Annotated in this window: 20 protein-coding genes; 16 read left to right on the top strand and 4 right to left on the bottom strand. The window is 43.7% G+C overall.

All coding sequences use genetic code 11. The features are described 5' to 3' along the window. From DS742_RS18110 to DS742_RS18080, 7 genes are all read left to right on the top strand, one after another. Positions 1–355, top strand: a 355-nt coding sequence (locus DS742_RS18110) for a hypothetical protein (protein WP_242996586.1), incomplete at its 5' end; no start/stop codon positions are given. 154 nt (positions 356–509) lie between these two features. Continuing rightward, entirely contained in the window at positions 510–872 is a 363-nt protein-coding gene (locus DS742_RS18105) for a hypothetical protein (RefSeq protein ID WP_117418377.1), read from the top strand. A 146-nt stretch (positions 873–1,018) separates the two neighbouring features. Continuing rightward, the gene (gene purC, locus DS742_RS18100) at positions 1,019–1,726 is read left to right on the top strand and encodes a phosphoribosylaminoimidazolesuccinocarboxamide synthase (protein WP_117418376.1); all 708 of its coding nucleotides are present in this window, start codon (positions 1,019–1,021) and stop codon (positions 1,724–1,726) included. A gap of 25 nt (positions 1,727–1,751) precedes the next feature. Further along, positions 1,752–3,194 (top strand): amidophosphoribosyltransferase, encoded by a 1,443-nt coding sequence (gene purF, locus DS742_RS18095; protein ID WP_117418375.1) that lies wholly within the window; start codon positions 1,752–1,754, stop codon positions 3,192–3,194. 137 nt (positions 3,195–3,331) lie between these two features. Continuing rightward, a complete protein-coding gene (purB, locus tag DS742_RS18090; RefSeq protein ID WP_117418374.1) occupies positions 3,332–4,762 on the top strand; it encodes an adenylosuccinate lyase in 1,431 nt (476 codons plus the stop codon). Between the two features lie 68 nt (positions 4,763–4,830). Then, positions 4,831–5,724: a LysR family transcriptional regulator gene (locus tag DS742_RS18085; protein ID WP_117418373.1), complete on the top strand. Its 894-nt coding sequence runs from the start codon at positions 4,831–4,833 to the stop codon at positions 5,722–5,724. A 101-nt stretch (positions 5,725–5,825) separates the two neighbouring features. Then, complete coding sequence (locus DS742_RS18080) at positions 5,826–7,100, top strand: adenylosuccinate synthase (protein WP_117418372.1); 1,275 nt, start codon at positions 5,826–5,828, stop codon at positions 7,098–7,100. A 104-nt stretch (positions 7,101–7,204) separates the two neighbouring features. Here DS742_RS18080 and DS742_RS18075 read toward each other — a convergent pair whose 3' ends face one another. Continuing rightward, positions 7,205–7,420: a hypothetical protein gene (locus tag DS742_RS18075; protein WP_117418371.1), complete on the bottom strand. Its 216-nt coding sequence runs from the start codon at positions 7,418–7,420 to the stop codon at positions 7,205–7,207. A 60-nt stretch (positions 7,421–7,480) separates the two neighbouring features. On the opposite strand from DS742_RS18075, the gene DS742_RS28955 reads away from it, so the two are divergent. Together DS742_RS28955 and DS742_RS18070 are read left to right on the top strand one after the other, a co-directional pair. Beyond that, positions 7,481–7,723, top strand: a complete 243-nt coding sequence (locus tag DS742_RS28955) for a hypothetical protein (protein WP_170313511.1) — start codon at positions 7,481–7,483, stop codon at positions 7,721–7,723. Next, a complete protein-coding gene (locus tag DS742_RS18070; RefSeq protein WP_242996584.1) occupies positions 7,659–8,690 on the top strand; it encodes an N-acetylmuramoyl-L-alanine amidase family protein in 1,032 nt (343 codons plus the stop codon). Before DS742_RS28955 ends, DS742_RS18070 begins: the two co-directional genes overlap by 65 nt. A gap of 41 nt (positions 8,691–8,731) precedes the next feature. Here the strand turns inward: DS742_RS18070 and DS742_RS18065 are convergent, their stop codons facing one another. Further along, complete coding sequence (locus DS742_RS18065; RefSeq protein ID WP_117418369.1) at positions 8,732–10,645, bottom strand: ABC-F family ATP-binding cassette domain-containing protein; 1,914 nt, start codon at positions 10,643–10,645, stop codon at positions 8,732–8,734. Between the two features lie 154 nt (positions 10,646–10,799). Between DS742_RS18065 and DS742_RS18060 the strand changes: the two genes are divergently transcribed. The 6 genes from DS742_RS18060 to DS742_RS18035 all read left to right on the top strand — a co-directional run bounded on the left by DS742_RS18060 (position 10,800) and on the right by DS742_RS18035 (position 17,124). Then, a complete protein-coding gene (locus DS742_RS18060; RefSeq protein ID WP_117418368.1) occupies positions 10,800–11,477 on the top strand; it encodes a redox-sensing transcriptional repressor Rex in 678 nt (225 codons plus the stop codon). 72 nt (positions 11,478–11,549) lie between these two features. Continuing rightward, positions 11,550–13,076 carry an NAD(P)H-hydrate dehydratase gene (locus DS742_RS18055; protein ID WP_117418367.1) on the top strand — a complete coding sequence of 509 codons (1,527 nt, stop codon included), beginning with the start codon at positions 11,550–11,552 and terminating at the stop codon, positions 13,074–13,076. Positions 13,077–13,079: 3 nt separating this feature from the next. Further along, positions 13,080–14,267: an alanine racemase gene (alr, locus tag DS742_RS18050; RefSeq protein WP_117418366.1), complete on the top strand. Its 1,188-nt coding sequence runs from the start codon at positions 13,080–13,082 to the stop codon at positions 14,265–14,267. A gap of 115 nt (positions 14,268–14,382) precedes the next feature. Then, the gene (locus tag DS742_RS18045; protein ID WP_117418365.1) at positions 14,383–14,730 is read left to right on the top strand and encodes a type II toxin-antitoxin system PemK/MazF family toxin; all 348 of its coding nucleotides are present in this window, start codon (positions 14,383–14,385) and stop codon (positions 14,728–14,730) included. Positions 14,731–14,825: 95 nt separating this feature from the next. Then, positions 14,826–16,232 carry a hemolysin family protein gene (locus tag DS742_RS18040; protein ID WP_117418364.1) on the top strand — a complete coding sequence of 469 codons (1,407 nt, stop codon included), beginning with the start codon at positions 14,826–14,828 and terminating at the stop codon, positions 16,230–16,232. A gap of 163 nt (positions 16,233–16,395) precedes the next feature. Next, entirely contained in the window at positions 16,396–17,124 is a 729-nt protein-coding gene (locus tag DS742_RS18035; RefSeq protein WP_117418363.1) for a YebC/PmpR family DNA-binding transcriptional regulator, read from the top strand. Between the two features lie 59 nt (positions 17,125–17,183). Here DS742_RS18035 and DS742_RS29805 read toward each other — a convergent pair whose 3' ends face one another. Continuing rightward, entirely contained in the window at positions 17,184–17,963 is a 780-nt protein-coding gene (locus tag DS742_RS29805; protein ID WP_117418362.1) for a PocR ligand-binding domain-containing protein, read from the bottom strand. Positions 17,964–18,136: 173 nt separating this feature from the next. On the opposite strand from DS742_RS29805, the gene DS742_RS18025 reads away from it, so the two are divergent. Continuing rightward, positions 18,137–18,772, top strand: a complete 636-nt coding sequence (locus tag DS742_RS18025) for a GNAT family N-acetyltransferase (RefSeq protein WP_117418361.1) — start codon at positions 18,137–18,139, stop codon at positions 18,770–18,772. Between the two features lie 3 nt (positions 18,773–18,775). Here the strand turns inward: DS742_RS18025 and DS742_RS18020 are convergent, their stop codons facing one another. Beyond that, complete coding sequence (locus DS742_RS18020) at positions 18,776–19,540, bottom strand: GNAT family N-acetyltransferase (RefSeq protein WP_117418360.1); 765 nt, start codon at positions 19,538–19,540, stop codon at positions 18,776–18,778. Positions 19,541–19,612 lie beyond the last annotated feature (72 nt).

The following is a 19,612-nucleotide window of genomic DNA, read 5'->3' as shown; positions in this document are numbered from 1 at the left end:
AATGGAGATTATTATGAAAAAAATAAAACCATATGTATTTGCAATTCTTGTCATTATGTCAGTAATGTGTCTGACAGCATGCGGCACAACCAATGGAACTGACGGAACTAAAGCTGGAACGGCTACGACAGCAGCCGGTACGACTACAGGTGGTGGTACAGGCGGTGGTACAGGTGGTTCAACAACTACAGGCGGTTCAACAACTACAGGCGGTGCAACAAAGGCTGATGAAGGTAAGGAAAGCAGCACAGGAGTTGTCAATGATGCGGTAAATGGCGTGGAAAAAGGCGTTGATAAAATTACTGGTGAAAGCAATGGCCAGCCTACCACAGAGAGTACAACAGCAGCAAAATAATTATTTAACAAAAAGCTTCGGGCAGAAAGTAATGCTTGAAGCTTTTTTTACTATCGTATATAATAAGGTCAGACACTTCTTTATTTCTGGATATCTGTTTTTAAATTTCCCATTTGCCGAACCGTTATATCTTGGCCAGGACAGGAGCTGATTTATGAATACAGTTATAAAAAATTATCGCTTTCATAGTTTTAATAAGAGAAAAAAGGCATGGAGAAGCTTAACGTGGGCATTTGCTCCCAGGAAAAGACGGAGGGAGCTGGTTTATCTTTTGTACTGCTGCCTGCTTTTTGAAGCTGCCGTTTTATTTCCCCGGCAGAGAGAACAGATTTGCAGTGAACTGAGGAAGCTCTATGCTGTCAGGGAGGAATATGTGGAAGAAACGATAGCCGGCATGCCTTTTTTGAAAGCGGCAGATGGAGAGGTGAGAGAGCACGGATTTTCTCTGGATTTAAAAGAAGGAGAATTAAAATTGTGGCAGAGAGTGGAGCGGCAGATCCTTAAAAAGTCAGATTGAGAAACAGATATGTATATTGGTCATTAGTATTTATAATAATAAAACCAGTTGCAATCCGATTTTTACTGTATTATAATTTCTACTGAAACACCAGAGTTTTATTTGAAAAACTTATAAATTAATTCAGAAAAGGACAGGTGGATACCGTGGAGAAAAAAGAAATGCTGTATGAGGGAAAAGCAAAGAAGGTCTATACTACTGAAGATCCGGACGTGTTAATTGTTTCTTATAAAGATGATGCCACAGCTTTCAATGGTCTCAAAAAAGGCACAATTGTTGGAAAAGGTGCGATAAATAACCGCATGACCAATTTTGTTTTCAAAAAGTTAGAAGCCAAGGGTGTTCCGACTCATCTGGTTGAAGAGTTAAACGACCGTGAGACTGCAGTGAAAAAAGTGGAGATCGTTCCTCTTGAGGTAATCATCAGAAACTATTCTGCCGGAAGTTTTGCGAAAAAGATGGGAATGGAAGAGGGAATTAAATTTGCCTGTCCTACACTTGAATTCAGCTATAAAAATGATGATTTAGGAGATCCGTTTATCAATGATTACTATGCTCTGGCTCTTAATCTTGCAACGAAAGAAGAGATTGAAGCCATATCAAAGTATGCATTTCTGGTAAACGAAGTTCTTATCGAGTACTTTAATACCTTAAATATCGATCTGATTGACTTTAAGATCGAGTTTGGCCGTTACCACGGACAGATTATACTTGCCGACGAGATTTCTCCTGATACATGCAGACTGTGGGATAAGGATACTCACGAAAAGCTGGATAAGGATCGTTTCCGCAGAGATTTAGGCGGTGTGGAAGACGCATACGAGGAGATATTCCGCCGCCTTGGAATTCAGTAAACAGCATAGAGAGGGTAGACATTTCATGAGTAACGAATTGAACTTCAACATAGAGGAAGAGTTACATGAGGAGTGCGGCGTCTTCGGCATCTATGATTTCGACGGCGGTGACGTTGCTTCCACCATTTATTACGGTCTGTTTGCATTACAGCACAGAGGACAGGAGAGCTGCGGAATCGCTGTCAGCGATACCGAAGGTCCGAAAGGAAAAGTAAGTGCCCATAAGGGGATGGGGTTATGTAACGAGGTTTTTACTCCCGAGGTTTTGGAAGGTCTTCATGGCAATATCGGGGTAGGTCATGTTCGTTATTCAACGGCTGGAAGCAGTACACGGGAAAATGCCCAGCCCCTTGTGCTTAATTATGTAAAAGGAACTCTTGCCATGGCTCATAACGGGAATCTGGTGAATGCACCGGAGCTTCGAAGAGAATTAGAGTACAGCGGAGCGATTTTTCAAACCACCATTGATTCCGAAGTAATTGCATATCATGTTGCCAGAGAGCGGGTTAAGACCCCTTCAGTCGAGGCAGCGGTTGCCAATGCGATGAAAAAAATTGTGGGAGCTTATTCTCTGGTTGTCATGAGCCCGCGTAAACTGATTGGGGCAAGGGATCCATATGGATTTAAGCCGTTATGCATTGGGAAACGGGACAATGCTTATATCATTGTATCGGAAAGCTGCGCCCTTGATACCATCGGTGCGGAATTTGTCCGTGATGTTCTCCCGGGAGAGATTGTAACCATAACAAAAGACGGAATTGTATCGGATACCAGCCTTTGCTTTCAGGAGAAAGCGAAGGAGGCCAGATGTATTTTTGAATATATCTATTTTGCCAGACCGGACAGCGTTTTTGACGGAGTGAGTGTCTATCATTCCAGACTTTGTGCAGGCAGGGCGCTGGCTGTGGATTCTCCTGTAGAGGCCGATGTCGTGGTAGGCGTACCGGAATCCGGAAATGCAGCTGCGCTTGGATATTCCCTTCAGTCAGGGATCCCCTATGGTACGGCTTTTGTGAAGAATTCCTATGTGGGAAGAACCTTCATTAAACCGAAACAGAGCAACCGGGAATCTTCCGTCAGAATTAAGCTGAATGTGTTAAGAGAAGCGGTTGTGGGAAAACGGGTAATCATGATCGATGATTCCATAGTCAGGGGAACAACCAGCGCACTGATCGTGAACATGCTGCGGGAGGCTGGTGCCAGTGAGGTTCATGTGCGGATCAGTGCACCTCCTTTTCTCCACCCCTGTTATTTCGGAACGGATATTCCTGATGAAGATCAGCTGATCGCCCATAACAGAAGCATTGAAGAGATCCGGGATCTTCTGGGGGCGGATTCCCTGTCTTATTTAAACATGGAACGTCTGAAGGAAATGGCAGAAGGATTGCCTATCTGTACGGCATGCTTCAGCGGGAACTATCCCATCGAGCCGCCGAAAGAAGATATCCGGGGAGAATACAGCAGATAAAAAGGACAAAGAGATCAGGGGCTGTCAGGCCGGTTTACAGCGTATAACCGGCGGACGGTCCCTGCCTGCTCTTCCCATAGTAAGAAAAATATGCTAAAATAGCTCTACAACGAAACCCAAGGAGGAATGAAAGGAACATGACAGATCGATACCAAAGCCCGCTGTCTGAGCGTTATGCCAGCAAGGAGATGCAGTACATTTTTTCTCCTGATAAGAAATTTAAAACATGGAGAAAACTGTGGATTGCTCTGGCGGAAGCAGAAAAAGAACTGGGACTTCCCATCACGGATGAACAGATAGAGGAACTGAAAGAATTTCAGGATGACATTAATTACGATGTTGCCAGACAGCGGGAAAAAGAGGTCCGCCACGATGTAATGTCTCACGTATATGCATATGGAGTACAGTGTCCTAAGGCAAAAGGAATCATTCATCTTGGAGCCACCTCCTGTTATGTGGGGGATAATACAGACATTATAGTTATGACAGAAGCGCTTTTGCTGGTGCGGAAAAAGCTGATTAACGTAATCAGTGAGCTTGCAAAGTTTGCAGACAGCTATAAGGAACTGCCCACTCTTGCATTTACCCACTTTCAGCCTGCTCAGCCGACGACGGTAGGTAAGAGAGCCACGTTATGGCTTCATGATCTTACCATGGATTTAGAAGATCTGGATTATCTTGTTGACTCCATTCGCCTTCTTGGATCCAAAGGAACTACCGGAACCCAGGCCAGTTTCCTGGAACTGTTTGACGGGGATATGGACAGAGTGAGAAAAGTAGACGCCATGATTGCTGAAAAGATGGGATTTAAGGGTTGCTATCCGGTTTCTGGGCAGACCTATTCCCGTAAGGTTGACAGCCGGGTCGTTAACGTTCTGGCAGGTATTGCCCAGAGCGCCCATAAGTTTTCCAATGATATCCGCCTGCTCCAGCATCTAAAAGAAGTGGAAGAGCCGTTTGAAAAGAGCCAGATCGGTTCATCAGCCATGGCTTATAAGAGAAATCCCATGAGAAGTGAGAGGATTGCATCACTGTCAAACTACGTAATGGCAGATGTGATGAATCCCATGCTTGTTTCTTCCACCCAGTGGTTTGAACGAACACTGGATGATTCCGCCAACAAGCGTCTGAGTGTGCCGGAAGGCTTTCTTGCAATAGACGGAATTCTTGATCTCTATTTAAATGTGGTGGATGGTCTTGTAGTTTATCCAAAGGTTATCGAAAAGCATATGATGGCGGAACTTCCCTTTATGGCGACGGAAAACATCATGATGGATGCAGTGAAGGCTGGCGGCGACAGACAGGAACTTCACGAGCGGATCCGTGAGCTTTCCATGGAAGCCGGAAAGAATGTTAAGGTGAACGGACTGGATAACAATCTGCTTGAACTCATTGCAGCAGACCCTTCCTTTAATCTTTCTTTAGAAGAACTGAAAAAGAGCATGGACCCTAAGAAATATGTAGGCTGCGCCCCGGCTCAGGTTACCATATACCTTGATGAGGTGATTCGTCCTCTTCTTAAGGACAACCAGGAACTTCTTGGAATGACAGCAGAAATCAATGTATAAGAAAGCTGCGGACAGACTGATTTTTGTCAATGAGTCTGTCTGCAGTTTTTCGTTTGTCAGGAGGAGCCATGAGCAGCAGTCTGGAATATTATAAGGTTTTTTATTATGTGGCAAATTTAGGGAGTATTACACTGGCTTCAGAAAAGCTCTGCATCTCCCAGCCGGCTGTCAGCCAGGCAGTAAGACAGCTGGAACAGTCGCTGGACTGTCAGCTTTTTATGCGGATGTCAAAAGGAGTAAAGCTGACAAGAGAGGGAGAATTTTTATTTGAATATGTGAAATCCGGTTTAGAAAATATCTGGCACGGGGAAAATATGTTAAGGCGGATGAGGGATTTGGAAACGGGAGAGGTGCGAATCGGAGCTAGTGATATGACACTTCAGTTTTATCTGCTTCCCTATCTGGAAAAATTTCATGAGCTTTATCCTGGAATTAAAGTAACGGTTTCCAACGGTCCCACACCGGAAACACTTCGCTTTCTTTATGACGGAAAAATTGATTTCGGAGTGGTGAGCACGCCTTTTGAGGCAAGAAGTGAGGTAAAAAGCACTCCGGTAAAGGAAGTCCGCAATGTTTTTATTGCAGGAGAGAAGTTTAAGCACCTGGAGGGGAAAAAACTGAGTTATGATATCCTGAAGGAGCTTCCCTGTATTTTTTTGGAAAAAAATACCAGTACGCGTACATTTATGGATGATTTCTTAAAGGAACGGGGATTGGAATTGGAGCCGGAATTCGAACTTTCCACCAGCGATATGATCGTTCAGTTTGCAATGCGGAATTTAGGAATTGGCTGCGTTATGTCGGGATTTGCAAAGATGGAGCTTGAGAAAGGAACTCTGATAGAACTGCAGTTTAAAGAGTCCATGCCGGGGCGGCAGTTTGCCATTATCACGGACAGTAAGACTCCTGTTTCCCCTGCAGGGAAGAAGATTCTGAAACTTATGACAAGTGATATAATTTAAACTTATGACAAATATAAATATTATTGACTTTACTTATGCGAATCTTTGCGCTATCATAGGGAAGTAAAAGGTATTTTTTCACTCATAGGAGGATTAATCGAATGGTAAGAGCAATCGTAGGCGCCAACTGGGGCGATGAAGGAAAAGGTAAAATCACAGATATGCTGGCAAAGGAGTCTGATATCATTATCCGGTATCAGGGCGGAAGCAATGCCGGACATACAATTATCAATAATTACGGCAAGTTTGCCCTTCACCTTCTTCCGTCAGGTGTATTCTACAACCATACAACCAGCATTATCGGCAATGGCGTGGCATTAAACATACCTTATTTAATTAAGGAAGTGGAAGATCTGGTGAGCAAGGGAGTTCCGAAGCCGAACATCCTGGTTTCTGACCGCGCGCAGATTCTGATGCCATATCATATTCTGTTTGACCAGTATGAAGAAGAGCGTCTGGGAAAACGGTCCTTTGGTTCTACTAAATCAGGGATTGCACCATTTTATTCAGATAAATACGCAAAAATCGGTTTCCAGGTAAGTGAGCTGTTTGATGAAGAGTCATTGAAGGAAAAGGTTGCACGCGTTTGTGAGACGAAGAATGTTTTAATGGAGCATTTATATCATAAACCGGCCATTGATCCGGAAGAATTGTTTAAGACTCTTCTTGAATACCGTGAGATGGTGAAACCGTTTGTCTGTGATGTTTCCAAATATCTTCACGATGCTATTAAGGAAGGCAAAAATATTTTACTGGAAGGCCAGCTGGGATCCTTAAAGGATACAGATCATGGAATTTATCCTATGGTTACCTCCTCTTCCACATTGGCGGCATATGGAGCCATCGGCGCAGGCATTCCTCCATATGAAATCAAGAACATCACCACAGTAGTAAAGGCATATTCCAGCGCAGTTGGTGCAGGTGCATTCGTCAGCGAGATCTTCGGAGATGAAGCAGACGAGTTAAGACGCCGAGGCGGTGACGGCGGTGAGTATGGCGCAACCACAGGAAGACCAAGACGTATGGGCTGGTTTGATGCAGTTGCTTCCAGATATGGATGCAGAATCCAGGGGGCTACCGAGGCAGCGCTTACTGTTTTAGATGTACTTGGTTATCTGGATGAGCTTCCTGTCTGCATTGGGTATGAAATTGACGGAAAAGTCACAAAAGATTTCCCCAATACAGTGGAACTTAATAAGGCAAAACCGGTTTATACCACACTTCCAGGCTGGAAATGTGAGATCAGAGGAATTAAAAAATATGAGGATCTGCCTGAGAACTGCAGAAACTATATTGAATTTATTGAGAAAGAGCTTGAGACTCCGATTACCATGGTTTCCAACGGACCGGGAAGAGACGATATCATCTATCGTTAGGATCATTTGCAGCCATACTGCCGCAACAACTGGGACTGAACTAAAAATGATAATTACTCTAAGCAGAGCAGCAGGATTAATATTCCTGTTGTCTCTGCTTATTTTTATACCTGGTTGTTGTGTTTATCTTCCGGCCTTATAATTCTGACAACAAGCTGTGCGGCATATAAAAATACTGGAACAACAACGGTGGAATAAATCGCCGCCATCAGCCATTTTTTTGAATCCGCACTATGAGAAAATGCAGATATAAGTGCAATGAGATACAGGGAGCAGATCAGTACCAGACCGATAACCGCCAGGGTGCGTTTCCATTTCATGGGGAAACCTCTCTTTCTGAAAAAACATACTGATTTTTATTATATCCCAAAACTGAAGGAATGGGAAGAAAAGTTTGGGAAAACTTCACAAAAAGTTCAGATATTGTAAACTGTACATTTTGCAGAAAATATAGTAAACTTTTAATAGATTACAGATTTACAGACGGCGTGGAAGGAGTGCTGAGTATTCTTGAGGAAAAGATGGTTAACAGTTATTTCAGCAGGAATCATCCTGAGTATGGGAACCGTGACGAGTTCCATGGCTGCAGAAGAAAACGGGCAGGAGCAAAGCGGCGCCTGTAATCAGCAGGAAGCCTCTAAGGACTGGCAGTGGAAGGAAGATTCCATAGGCTGGAAATTTATAAAAGAGGATGGGACCTATAAAAAGAACTGCTGGGAGAAGATTGACGGTAGCTGGTATTATTTCGGCTTTGATGGTTATATAAGTACGGACTGGACAAGAATCCGTGGTATGGATTATCTCTTTTCAGAAACCGGAGAACTTCAGCTTGGCTGGTGTTATAACGATGAAGAGGAAAAATGGCATTATTATAATGAAGATGGGACGCCTCAAAAAGGCTGGTTTCAGGATCAGGACGGTAGCTGGTACTGGTTTTCCACAAAAGGAGAGATGGCTTCTTCCGGGTATAAGTATGTTGCAGGAGGAAGGTATTATTTCTTTGATAACGGGCAGATGGCTGCCAATCAGTATGTAGGCCTTTCTTATATGGATGAAACTGGTAACAGAAACAGAAATTTTGATATAGTAATTGAAAGCAAAAAAAGCAGTTCTACGGTATCTGCTGAGGTAAAGGAGGCTTTTACGGAGGCGTCCAAGAATCTTCCAAGAGACTGGGTGAAGCGTTTTACGGATAAAGGCTGGGAGATTCTATATTATCCGGACAAGCGTTATTTTTCTGCGCCCAATACCGGAAGCGGAGTTTACTATGTCTGCCATTCGCTTGATACCACCTATAAAAAAATAAAAATCTGCAATCCTTCCGAACTCACAGAAGCATTTTGTGAATTTATCGGGTATGAATACGGCTGCTATGACGGGAAAAACCAGGAAGCCACAGATTTATCAATGAGTAAAGCATTGGTGGAGGAATATGTTTCTATACCTGATTATTATGCAGACGATATGAAATTTTATTTCGGAAAGCTGGCTGCAGCATATTTGGGAAGTGCTTCAACAAGATCAGAGATGGAAGAGTCAGCTCCGGAAGTGACCCAAATTTTAAAAAAGATATTATACGGACAGAACTGAGACAGAACGGGAAAGCTGATTTTAGCAGCTTTCCCGTTATTTTATTCAGCCAGTTCGCCCCACAGTTCATAAAGTTCCTCCAGACGTTTGCTGATCGTTTCTTTTTCCTGGTTTAATTCCATAAGTTTTGGAACGTCTGTGAAAATCTCTTCCTTTACAAGCAATTCATCGATTTCCCCGTCCCTGGTTTCCAGTTTGTGTATTTCTTCTTCCGTTTTCTTCAATTCATTCTGGCGCTTGCGGATTCTGGCCTGCTCTTCCTTTTGGGCCTTCCAGTCAAGCTTTATCCCGGATACTTCCTCACTGGTCTCAGGAGCGGCTTCTGACGGCGGTTTTAACAGACCAGTCATGATATCTTTCTTCTCCAGGTAATAATCATAATTACCGATATAATTAACAAGAGTCTGGTTAGTCAGATCCAGAATCCGTGTGGCAGTTTTATTGATAAAATAACGGTCATGAGATACGTAAAGAACAGTACCCGTATAATTGACAAGAGCACCTTCCAGTATCTCCTTGGATGTAATGTCCAAATGGTTGGTCGGCTCGTCAAGGATCAGAAAATTGGCTTCGGAAAGCATAAGCTTTGCCAGAGATACCCGTCCCCGTTCGCCTCCGCTTAAATCCTTGATTCGCTTGTATACGTCATCTCCTGTAAAGAGGAAAGCAGCCAGAATGTTGCGGATCTGGGTGTTGTTCATGAATGGATAGGTATCCTGAAGTTCATCAAATAAAGTCTTCTCCATATGAAGCACCTGGTGCTCCTGGTCATAATAGCCGATATGTACCTTGGAGCCCAGAGAAACTTCACCCTGATCGGGGTTAAGAATCCCGTTTAATATCTTAAGTATCGTGGTTTTACCGGTTCCGTTGCCGCCGATTATGGCAACCCGTTCTCCCCGTTTGATTTCAAATCCAATATGATCAAACAGGAGATTATCTCCAAAGGACTTTTTTAAGTCCTTAACTGTCAAAACATCATTTCCGCTGATTACATTAGGCTCCAGCTGAATACGCATCTCATCATTGACTTCGGCAGGCTTCTCTAACAGTTCAATCTTGTCCAGCATCTTTTCCCGGCTTTCTGCCCGGCGTATGGATTTTTCCCTGTTAAAAGATTTTAATTTTGCAATGACTTCCTCCTGATGTTTAATTTCCTGCTGCTGGTTTAAGTAGGCCTTCATCTTTGCCTCCCGGATCATGGCCCTTTTCCCGCTGTATTCCGTATAGTTTCCCTGGTATACGGATAAAATGCCGTTGTCCAGTTCAATAATCTTAGTAACCACCCGGTTTAAAAAGTACCGGTCATGGGCCACGATTATTACGCTTCCGTCGTAATTAATTAAGTATCCCTCCAGCCAGGCGATGGAATCCATATCCAGATGGTTGGTAGGCTCATCAAGCAGGATGATATCCGGCTTTGTAAGGAGAAGACGTCCTAAGGCAACACGGGTCTTCTGACCGCCGGAGAGAGCGGATACCGGCTTTTGGAATTCATCTTCCGTAAAGCCCAGACCCTTTAATACACCGGTGACTTCACTTTGATAGGCGTAGCCGTTTAGAAGCTCAAAATCATGATTTAGACGGCTGTAAACGGTGAGCATCTCCTCCAGTTCATCACCGGCGGCGTGTTTCATATCCATCTCCAGCTTACGGATCTTTGCTTCCATATCCATAATGGGACGTTTTACTTCCAGAACTTCTTCAAATACGGTCCGGTCCCCGGATAAATCCTGGTGCTGAGATAAATAGCCCAAGGTTTTCCCTTTGGATATGACCACCTCTCCTTCGTCGGCCGCAAGTTCACCGATAATCATCTTTAACAGAGTGGATTTGCCTGCTCCGTTAATTCCTACTATGGCGGCTTTCTCATGGTCTTCTATATGAAAGGAAGCATGTTTAATCACTTCGTTGGTGCCAAATGCCTTGCTGATATTACTGCATGAGAGAATCATGGTTTCTTTCCTCCTGAATAAAATGGGACAATAGTACCAGTATAATATAGGTCCATTTATTTTTCAAGGATACAATCGTAAAACTCGTTTGACATTATTTTATCACGCAGTTATAATGGTGTTAGTTTAATTCTAAGTAAAAGAAGGTGAAGATGTGGCAGATAAAGAAATTTCAAAAGCAGTGATTGCCAGGCTTCCCAGATATTATCGTCATCTGGGAGAACTTATGGAGGATGGAGTGGAACGGATATCCTCTAATGAGCTGAGTTTGCGAATGAAAGTGACCGCTTCTCAGATACGCCAGGATCTCAATAATTTTGGCGGATTCGGACAGCAGGGTTATGGATATAATGTGAAATACTTATATACAGAGATTGCGAAGATATTAGGAATTGACAGACAGCACAATTTAGTGATTATTGGCGCAGGCAATTTAGGACAGGCGATTGCAAATTATGCAAATTTCGAAAAGCGTGGTTTTTTAATCAAAGGAATGTTTGATATCAATCCACGTCTGATCGGTCTGGTTGTTCGCGGAATCGAGATCCGAAGCGTGGATGATCTGGAACAGTTTGTAAAAGATAATGATGTTCAGATTGCAGCCCTGACCATACCAAAGACCAAGGCACCGGAAATTGCAGACCGTCTTGTAAGGGCAGGCATCAAGGCTATCTGGAATTTCGCTCATACGGACTTAACAGTACCGGATGATGTTGTGGTAGAGAATGTACACTTATCAGAGAGTCTGATGAGGCTGTCTTACCGGGTCTGCAATATGCAGGATCAGAAAACGGAAGAAGAAAAGCACAGACAAACAGCAAGAAACAGTTAATATGCCTGCCGGCAGTCAAAGAGAAGTCCTCTTTGCTGCCGGTTGTTTGCTATCGTGAAAGGCGGGTACAGTATGAGATATCTGGTAACGGGAGAACAGATGAAACGTGTGGACCAATATACCATAGAACAGATTGGAATTCCCTCACTGGTACTGATGGAACGGGCAGCCCTGGCCGTTTTTAAAGAAGCCGTAAATCATGTGAAACAGACGGATCCTGTCTGGGTGCTGTGCGGCAGCGGCAACAACGGAGCTGACGGAATTGCAGCTGCCAGAATGCTTCATATAAGCGGTTATAAAGTTCTGGTTATTCTGGCCGGCAAAAAGGAGAAAGGAAGCAGTGAATATTTAACCCAGCTTTCCATTGCAGAAAAAACAGGAGTAGACGTGGTGGAAGGATTCAGTTTTAAAGCCGGAGAATGCAGTCTGCTGATCGATGCGCTGTTTGGCGTAGGTCTGGACAGGGAGATTCTCGGAGGACATCTGGAAATTATGAAATCCATAACCGGGTGCAGGCCGGAATTTACAATTGCAGTGGATATTCCTTCCGGCATTCATTCTGATACAGGCCAGATTATGGGAGCTGCCATCCCGGCAGACGTAACTGTTACATTTGGCTATGAAAAGCTTGGCACCATGCTGTACCCTGGAAAAGAATACAGCAAACAAGTCATTGTGGCTGATATTGGTTTTCCTCCTGAAAGCATCAATTATGTAAAAACAGAGTATTTTACCTTTCATAAGGCAGATACGGCGCTGATTCCCAAACGGCCCGCCTATTCCAATAAGGGGAGCTTTGGCAAAGTGCTTCTGGTTGCCGGTTCTAAAAATATGAGCGGTGCGGCATTTTTAAGTGCACTTGCAGCATACCGTACAGGAGCCGGTCTGGTTAAGATCTTTACAGTGGAAGAAAACAGGGAGATTTTGCAGACAGAACTTCCTGAGGCCGTTATCGTTTCCTATCATTCATCAGACGCAGAAAAGAAGACGGAGAACTTTGAGCAGCTTTTGATTGAACAGTGTGAGTGGGCCAGTGTGATTGTCCTGGGTCCCGGGCTGGGGCAGGCAGATTATGTGAAGAATCTGGTGGAATCCGTTCTTGTAAATGCCTACGTTCCGGTAATCGTGGATGCAGACGGGCTCAATACCATTGCTTCTTATCCGGAGCTCACCGGTTATTACACAGATAACATCATCATTACTCCTCATCTGGGAGAGATGGCCAGGCTGACCGGGAGCGCAGTGGAATTAATAAAAAAACATCTCATACAGACGGCAAGGGAGTATGCGGACCGGTTTGGTATCACCTGCATATTAAAGGATGCAGTGACTGTTGCGGCGCTTAATGATCAGAGAACCTATGTAAACAGCAGCGGGAACAGCTCCATGGCAAAGGCAGGAGCAGGGGATGTTCTGACCGGAATCCTTGCAGGTCTTCTGGCAATGGGACTGGAGGGGCCGGATGCGGCAGCACTGGGGGTATGGCTTCACGGGCTTGCGGGAGATATGAGAAAGAAAAAATACGGAGATTACAGTCTCCTTGCCAGGGAGCTGGCAGATGAGATCGATATAATATTGAAGGAGCAGATGAGGGAATGAATCATGAAAACATATGGAAGAGTATTTGAAACAGTAGATTTAGATGCAATCCGGCATAACATGGAAGCCATGAAATTAAATTTAAAGCCGGGCACAAAGATGATCGGAGTTGTAAAATCCGATGGATATGGTCATGGTTCTGTTCCGGTGGCGCTGACAATTGATCCTTATGTGTGGGGATATGCAGTGGCTACAGTTGAAGAAGGTGTCATACTGAGAAAGCATGGAATCACAAAGCCGGTTCTGGTTCTGGGAGTGGTTCCTTACGATGGATTTAAGCTTCTGGTGGATTACGATATCAGTTCTGCTGTATTTCAGCTGAATAAAGCAGTCCGCCTTTCGAAGCTGGCAGAGAAAGCAGGAAAGAAAGCTGTGGTGCACCTGGCGCTTGATACCGGTATGAGCCGGATCGGGTATCCGGTGACAGAGGAGGCGGCCCGGGAGGCTGCAGAAATCTGCAGACTGCCTGGTATTTATGCAGAAGGGCTCTTCACTCATTTTGCCAAGGCAGATGAGAAGGATAAGAAAGCAACAGGAGCCCAGATAGAAAAATTCCGGGAATTTGTTGAAATGCTGGACAGAAAGGGAATTAAAATCCCGATTCTCCACTGTTCCAACAGCGCAGGGATTCTGGATTTGCAGGAGGCTAATTTTCATTTGGTACGGGCAGGGATTTCTATCTATGGTCTCTATCCTTCCGGGGAAGTAAAAAAAGAACCTGTAAAGCTGAAACCTGCCATGGAATTAAAAAGCACCATTTCCTACATAAAAAAAATCGGGCCGGGAACTTCCGTCAGTTACGGAGGAACGTTCACTGCCGGTCAGGAGATGACGATCGCTACAGTCCCGGTGGGATATGGAGATGGATATCCAAGAAATCTATCCGGAAAAGGGGAGGTCTTAATCAGAGGACAGCGGGCTAAAATTCTTGGCCGGGTTTGTATGGATCAGTTTATGGTTGATGTGACGTTCATTGAGGGTGCGGAGGAAGAGGATGAAGTGGTTCTGGTTGGCAGACAGGGGGAGGAACAGATTACGGTTGAAGAACTGGCTGAACGGTGCGGCGGATTCCATTACGAAATTCTATGTGATATCACCAAACGGGTGCCCAGGGTTTATATAGAACACGGAGAAGTGGTGGGAACCAAAGATTATTTTAACGATTGTTACAGCTCCTTTTTAAAGGCGTGATAACCATCTCCATGTCCGTATCATATGATAAGGTATGCGGCGGAAAAACTTAAGTGAATACACGAGTCAAAGTAGGTCAATAATAGACTTAAATAAATTGACGGAGTGTGAGAATGTGATAATCAGACGTGGAGACATTTATTATGCCGATCTAAGACCGGTAGTAGGCTCTGAACAGGGCGGAATCCGCCCGGTTCTTATTATACAGAACGACATCGGTAATAAGCACAGTCCCACTGTGATCTGTGCAGCTATTACCTCAAGAATGAATAAGGCAAAGCTGCCTACCCATGTGGAACTGGATACAAAAAAGTGCGATATGATCAAAGATTCTGTCATTCTTTTGGAACAGCTGCGGACCATTGACAAGCAGAGACTGAAAGAGAAGATCTGTCATATTGATGAGAAACTGCAGCAGGAAGTGGACTGTGCATTAAGGGTCAGCTTAGAACTGAATACATAGTTCACCATTGACGGAATGCTGATAAAATGGTATATTCTTAAATAGTTGTGAGAAAAAATACGAAAGAAAATGAACAAAAGGAGTAGATTTTTCAGATGGACGATGGCAATCCGCTTATACGCGTGATTATTTTTATTGCTTTTATCGTATTGGATGCAATTTTTTATGGATTTGGTGCAGCAATCCAGAATGTGAATACGACAGAACTGGAGCATCAGATGGAAGAAGGCAGCGAGAAGGCGGCAAAGCTGCTGCACATTGTTAACAGACCGACCAGATTTGTTAACACCATTCAGATAACAACCAACTTAATTGGAATGGTGACGGGAGCGTTTGTATTAGGGCAGTTTGGAATTACGCTGGAGGCGATATTACGAAAGGGGAGTGACGGCCCCAACCGGTGGATATCCCTTTTCAGTCTTTTCCTTGTAGGCGCCTTATTAATCATTCTGCTTATCAGCTTCGGAATTATTATCCCCAAGCGCTGTGCAGCTGAGAATCCTGAGAAGTGGGGATACCGGATGCTTCCTGCAGTGACCTTTATTATGATTCCCCTGATTCCTTTTGCGTGGGTTGCCAATTTAATCGCATTCATGGTTCTTAAAATTATGGGCATTGATATGGCATCAGACAGTGAGAACGTAACCGAAGAAGATATTATGTCCATGGTAAATGAAGGGCATGAGCAGGGTGTTTTAGAAGCCAGGGAAGCGGAGATGATCACCAACATCTTTGAACTTAACGACAAGGAAGCAGCAGATATCATGACCCATAGAAAGAATCTGGTTTCCTTAGATGGTGAGATTACTCTGAAAGAAGCGGTGAAATTTATCCTGACAGAAGGGTATAATTCCAGGTATCCGGTCTATAGAAAAGATGTGGATGACATCATTGGGATTCTTCACATGAAAGATGCGCTGATTGCAGCTGAGATAGAAGACAATGGCAGCCGGCAGCTCTGGGAGATCGAAGGGCTTTTAAGAGAGGCTCATTTCATCCCTGAGACAAGAAATCTTGATACGCTGTTTAAAGAAATGCAGTCCAGAAAGATCCACATGGTAATTGTGGTTGATGAATATGGTCAGACTTCGGGTATTGTAACGATGGAAGATATTCTGGAAGAGATCGTAGGCAATATTCTCGATGAGTATGATATGGATGAGGAATTTATTGTGCCATCAGATGACGGTTCTTACGTTATGAATGGCATGACGACGCTGGAAGATGTGGAACGGGCGTTAAATATTGAGCTTGATGAGGAGGATTATGACTCCTATGATACAATAAATGGCCTGCTGATTTCCAGACTGGACCGGATTCCCCAGGAAGGGGAGGAATCGGAAGTTTCCATCATGGGTTACCGCTTTAAGATCCTTCAGGTGGAAAATAAAATGATCCAGACTGTACGGGTATGGAAGGAAGATCCCGATGTCCCTTCTGAGGAAGAAAAAGGGGTCAGAAAGATGGAAACCGAGATCAAGGACTTAGAAAAAGAATCATAAGCAAACACAGCTGCCAGGACTTTCTGTTATAAGACAGGAAGGATATGGCGGCTGTGTATTGTTTTTTCTTGCAAGATGATATAAATAGTGATAGAATAGAAAAGATGTTATTTTTTTGAATGAATGAGGACGAAATAGAGAAAGAAAAGGAGTGTTGGAAACGATGTCAGGACATTCAAAGTTCGCAAATATTAAGCACAAAAAAGAAAGAAACGATTCTGCGAAAGGTAAAATTTTTACTGTTATCGGAAGAGAACTTGCAGTAGCAGTAAAAGAAGGCGGACCAGACCCTGCAAACAACAGTAGGCTCCGTGATGTAATAGCAAAAGCGAAAGCCAACAACATGCCCAATGACACCATTGACCGAGGCATTAAAAAAGCGGCCGGAGATGCCGGTTCTGTTAACTATGAGACAATTACATACGAAGGATACGGCCCGAATGGAGTGGCGATCATCGTAGATACTCTGACAGACAATAAAAACCGGACTGCTGCCAACGTAAAAAACGCGTTTACAAAAGGCGGCGGAAATGTTGGTACTCCAGGCTGTGTATCCTTTATGTTTGATAAGAAGGGCCAGATTATTATAGATAAAGAAGACTGCGATATGGATGCAGATGAACTCATGATGATTGCTCTGGATGCAGGTGCGGAAGATTTTTCAGAGGAAGAGGACAGCTACGAAGTTCTCACGGCACCGGAGGAGTTCAGCGGAGTACGTGAAGCATTGGAAGCGGCTAAAATTCCCATGGTTCAGGCTGAAGTCACGATGATTCCCCAGACCTGGGTGGAACTGACGGATGAAGATTCCTTAAAGAAGATGAACCGGATTCTGGATCTTTTAGATGCGGAAGACGATGTACAGGCGACTTATCATAACTGGGATGAATAAAAATGAGGGCTTGCACCGGAAATCGGAGCAGGCCCTTTTATCATGAAAAATCAGAAAGTTCACACGATCTCAGTTAAATTCCGGACTGATTTCTGGATATCCGCCACCAGCTCGTGGATGCGTTCATAAACTTCCCCTGAGCTTTTGGAGATTTCCCCGAATTCTCTTGCCACGACAGCGAATCCAACTCCTGCTTCGCCTGCTCTTGCTGCTTCGATGGAAGCGTTAATAGACAGAATATTCTCCATGGAGGCTACCTTTTGCAAGTCATGGGTTTTTGCTGTTACTTCATTTAAAGAGTTTTTGATGCTGTCAATCTCTGAATCCAGTACGCTGTCTCTTTTTCCTGAGATTGCCTGTATGTATTCTAAATTAACCAGTTGATTGACAATACTGCCAAGCATCTGTGCTGCCGCCTTGATGGTAGTTTCCGGGCGTACGGGCACTTTTCTCAGTGCATTGATATATTCCTCTTCATTGATCCCCAGTTCTCTGGCAATAGAACGGAATTTTTCTTCATCCGGCTGTGCAGGCAAAACCTGTCCGCCGATAATTGCCCCAACCTTTTCACCTTTAATGACAATGTCAGAGGAAAAATCCATAAGCCCCGCATGGCAGAAATAAGTTCCCCTTCCATCTTTGTCACACGTTTCACATCGTTTTACCCCTTCTTCGCTGTTTCTTGTGTAATTCATGCAAAAATCAGTGAAATTGCTGCCTTTTGTAATGTATTTACCCTCTGTATCCACCGCGATTGCTGCTAACCCTGTCGCTTCTGAAAATTGGTCCTGAATCGACTGCAATGCGCTCAAATCAACGAACTTTCTGATATCGATCATATGATGCATGCCCCTCTCTTGTATTTGCGGTACCGTTTTATCATTCTTATTATATAATAATGGTAAGATAAATACAAGCAGGGAAGTAAGCAGCCATATCTGCGAAAATCCATTGAAGCTTACGGATTATTGTGCTACAATCACCGTGAAAAAGATAAAAAAGAGGCAGGATTATGGAAAGTGACCGATTGTACCGGGTAGAAAAAAAGGATATTGAGAAATTGAAGCAGCTGCTGACGGAGTGTTTTAAGGAAGATCCGCTTTATTGCAATCTGATCCCGGATATGGATACAAGAAAACGACTTCTCCCGGAATTGTTTGAATGCGATATGGAAGAATTTTTTGAGACCTGTGAAATATATGCAGACAGTCCGGATATTAACGGAATTATGGTTGTGGATGATGAATCTGAGGTCTATGATCCGGTTCACTATTACCTGGCAGAAGCAGCAGCGACCTTGAAAACAGATGGTTATTTAATACGGGAAGACAAAACCTTAAAGACGTTCTGGAATTTTTTTCATGGCAGGGATTATTTGAATTCCAGATGGACCGACCAGCTCCACCAGGAAGAGCGGCTTCATATAATCTATCTGGCAGTAAGGCCCAGTATGCAGCATCATGGAATTTCTGCCTGCCTGCTGAAAGAGGCCATAGAATTTGCAGACAGAAATCATCTGATGATATCACTGGAAACCCATAAACACAGCAATGTAAGCTTTTACGAGCATTTTGGTTTCCGGCTTTTCGGTGTGGTGGAAAAGCATTTTCATTTAAAACAGTACTGTATGATAAGAGAGATGCGCTAGAGATCAGTACAAATAGTAGGACAGGCTCTCCCGGATGTGAAAACCGGCTTTTTTATACAGGGACACAGCGGCAGAATTCTCACCGGAAACCTGTAAATAAATCATATCCTTTCTTTGATCACCGGCAAGGGAAACATATGTCTTTAAGAATAAATTAAGACAGGCAGTTCCAAGGCCCTGCCCGCGCAGGGGTTTGGAAATTTCAAATCCGAATAAATAAGCACTGTTTTCCTGGATGTCAAGACTGCACGTTCCTACTACGGAGTTGTCCTTTAAAAACTCATAGCATTGGAAACCATCCGGGTTTTTGAAGGAGGAAATGGTTAAAACGCTCCCATCTTTATTTCCTTTCAAAAAAAAGGATTTCTCTGACTCTGGTATGGAAAGTTCCATAAAATATTCTTTATAGCAGAAAGTAGCTTCCATGGCCTGTATGGCCTTTAACCCATCCTGGCAGTTCTCATAAACAGGAAAGATGAAATCGCAGTCCGGATAATCATTTACCAGGTCTTTTAAGAGTGAGGTAAAATGTCCTTTCTGCCGTTCGCCGGGAAGGGTACAGCCGTAGCATTCCATGGTATCAGAATCAGTAAAAAAAGTAATCAGAGCGGATAAGAGGCGTTCATTTTCATATAATAAACAGCAGATGCAGTCCTCTTCCAGGGGAAAAGAGAGAGAAATATGATCATACTGATTGCAGGCTTCCTGTAGTAGAATGAGGTCTTTTGACAGGCGGGCATCTGGACTGGCTGTTCGGATTAGATTCATGGCTTTACTCCTGATTTGTTTTCGTATAGTATAATACAATAAAACAGTAAAATTCAATCAAATATTTTCCAT

Origin of the sequence: Lacrimispora amygdalina (assembly GCF_003432035.1) — a bacterium.
Classification (GTDB): Bacteria; Bacillota; Clostridia; order Lachnospirales; family Lachnospiraceae; genus Lacrimispora; species Lacrimispora amygdalina.
This window is presented reverse-complemented; position numbering and strand designations above follow the sequence as displayed.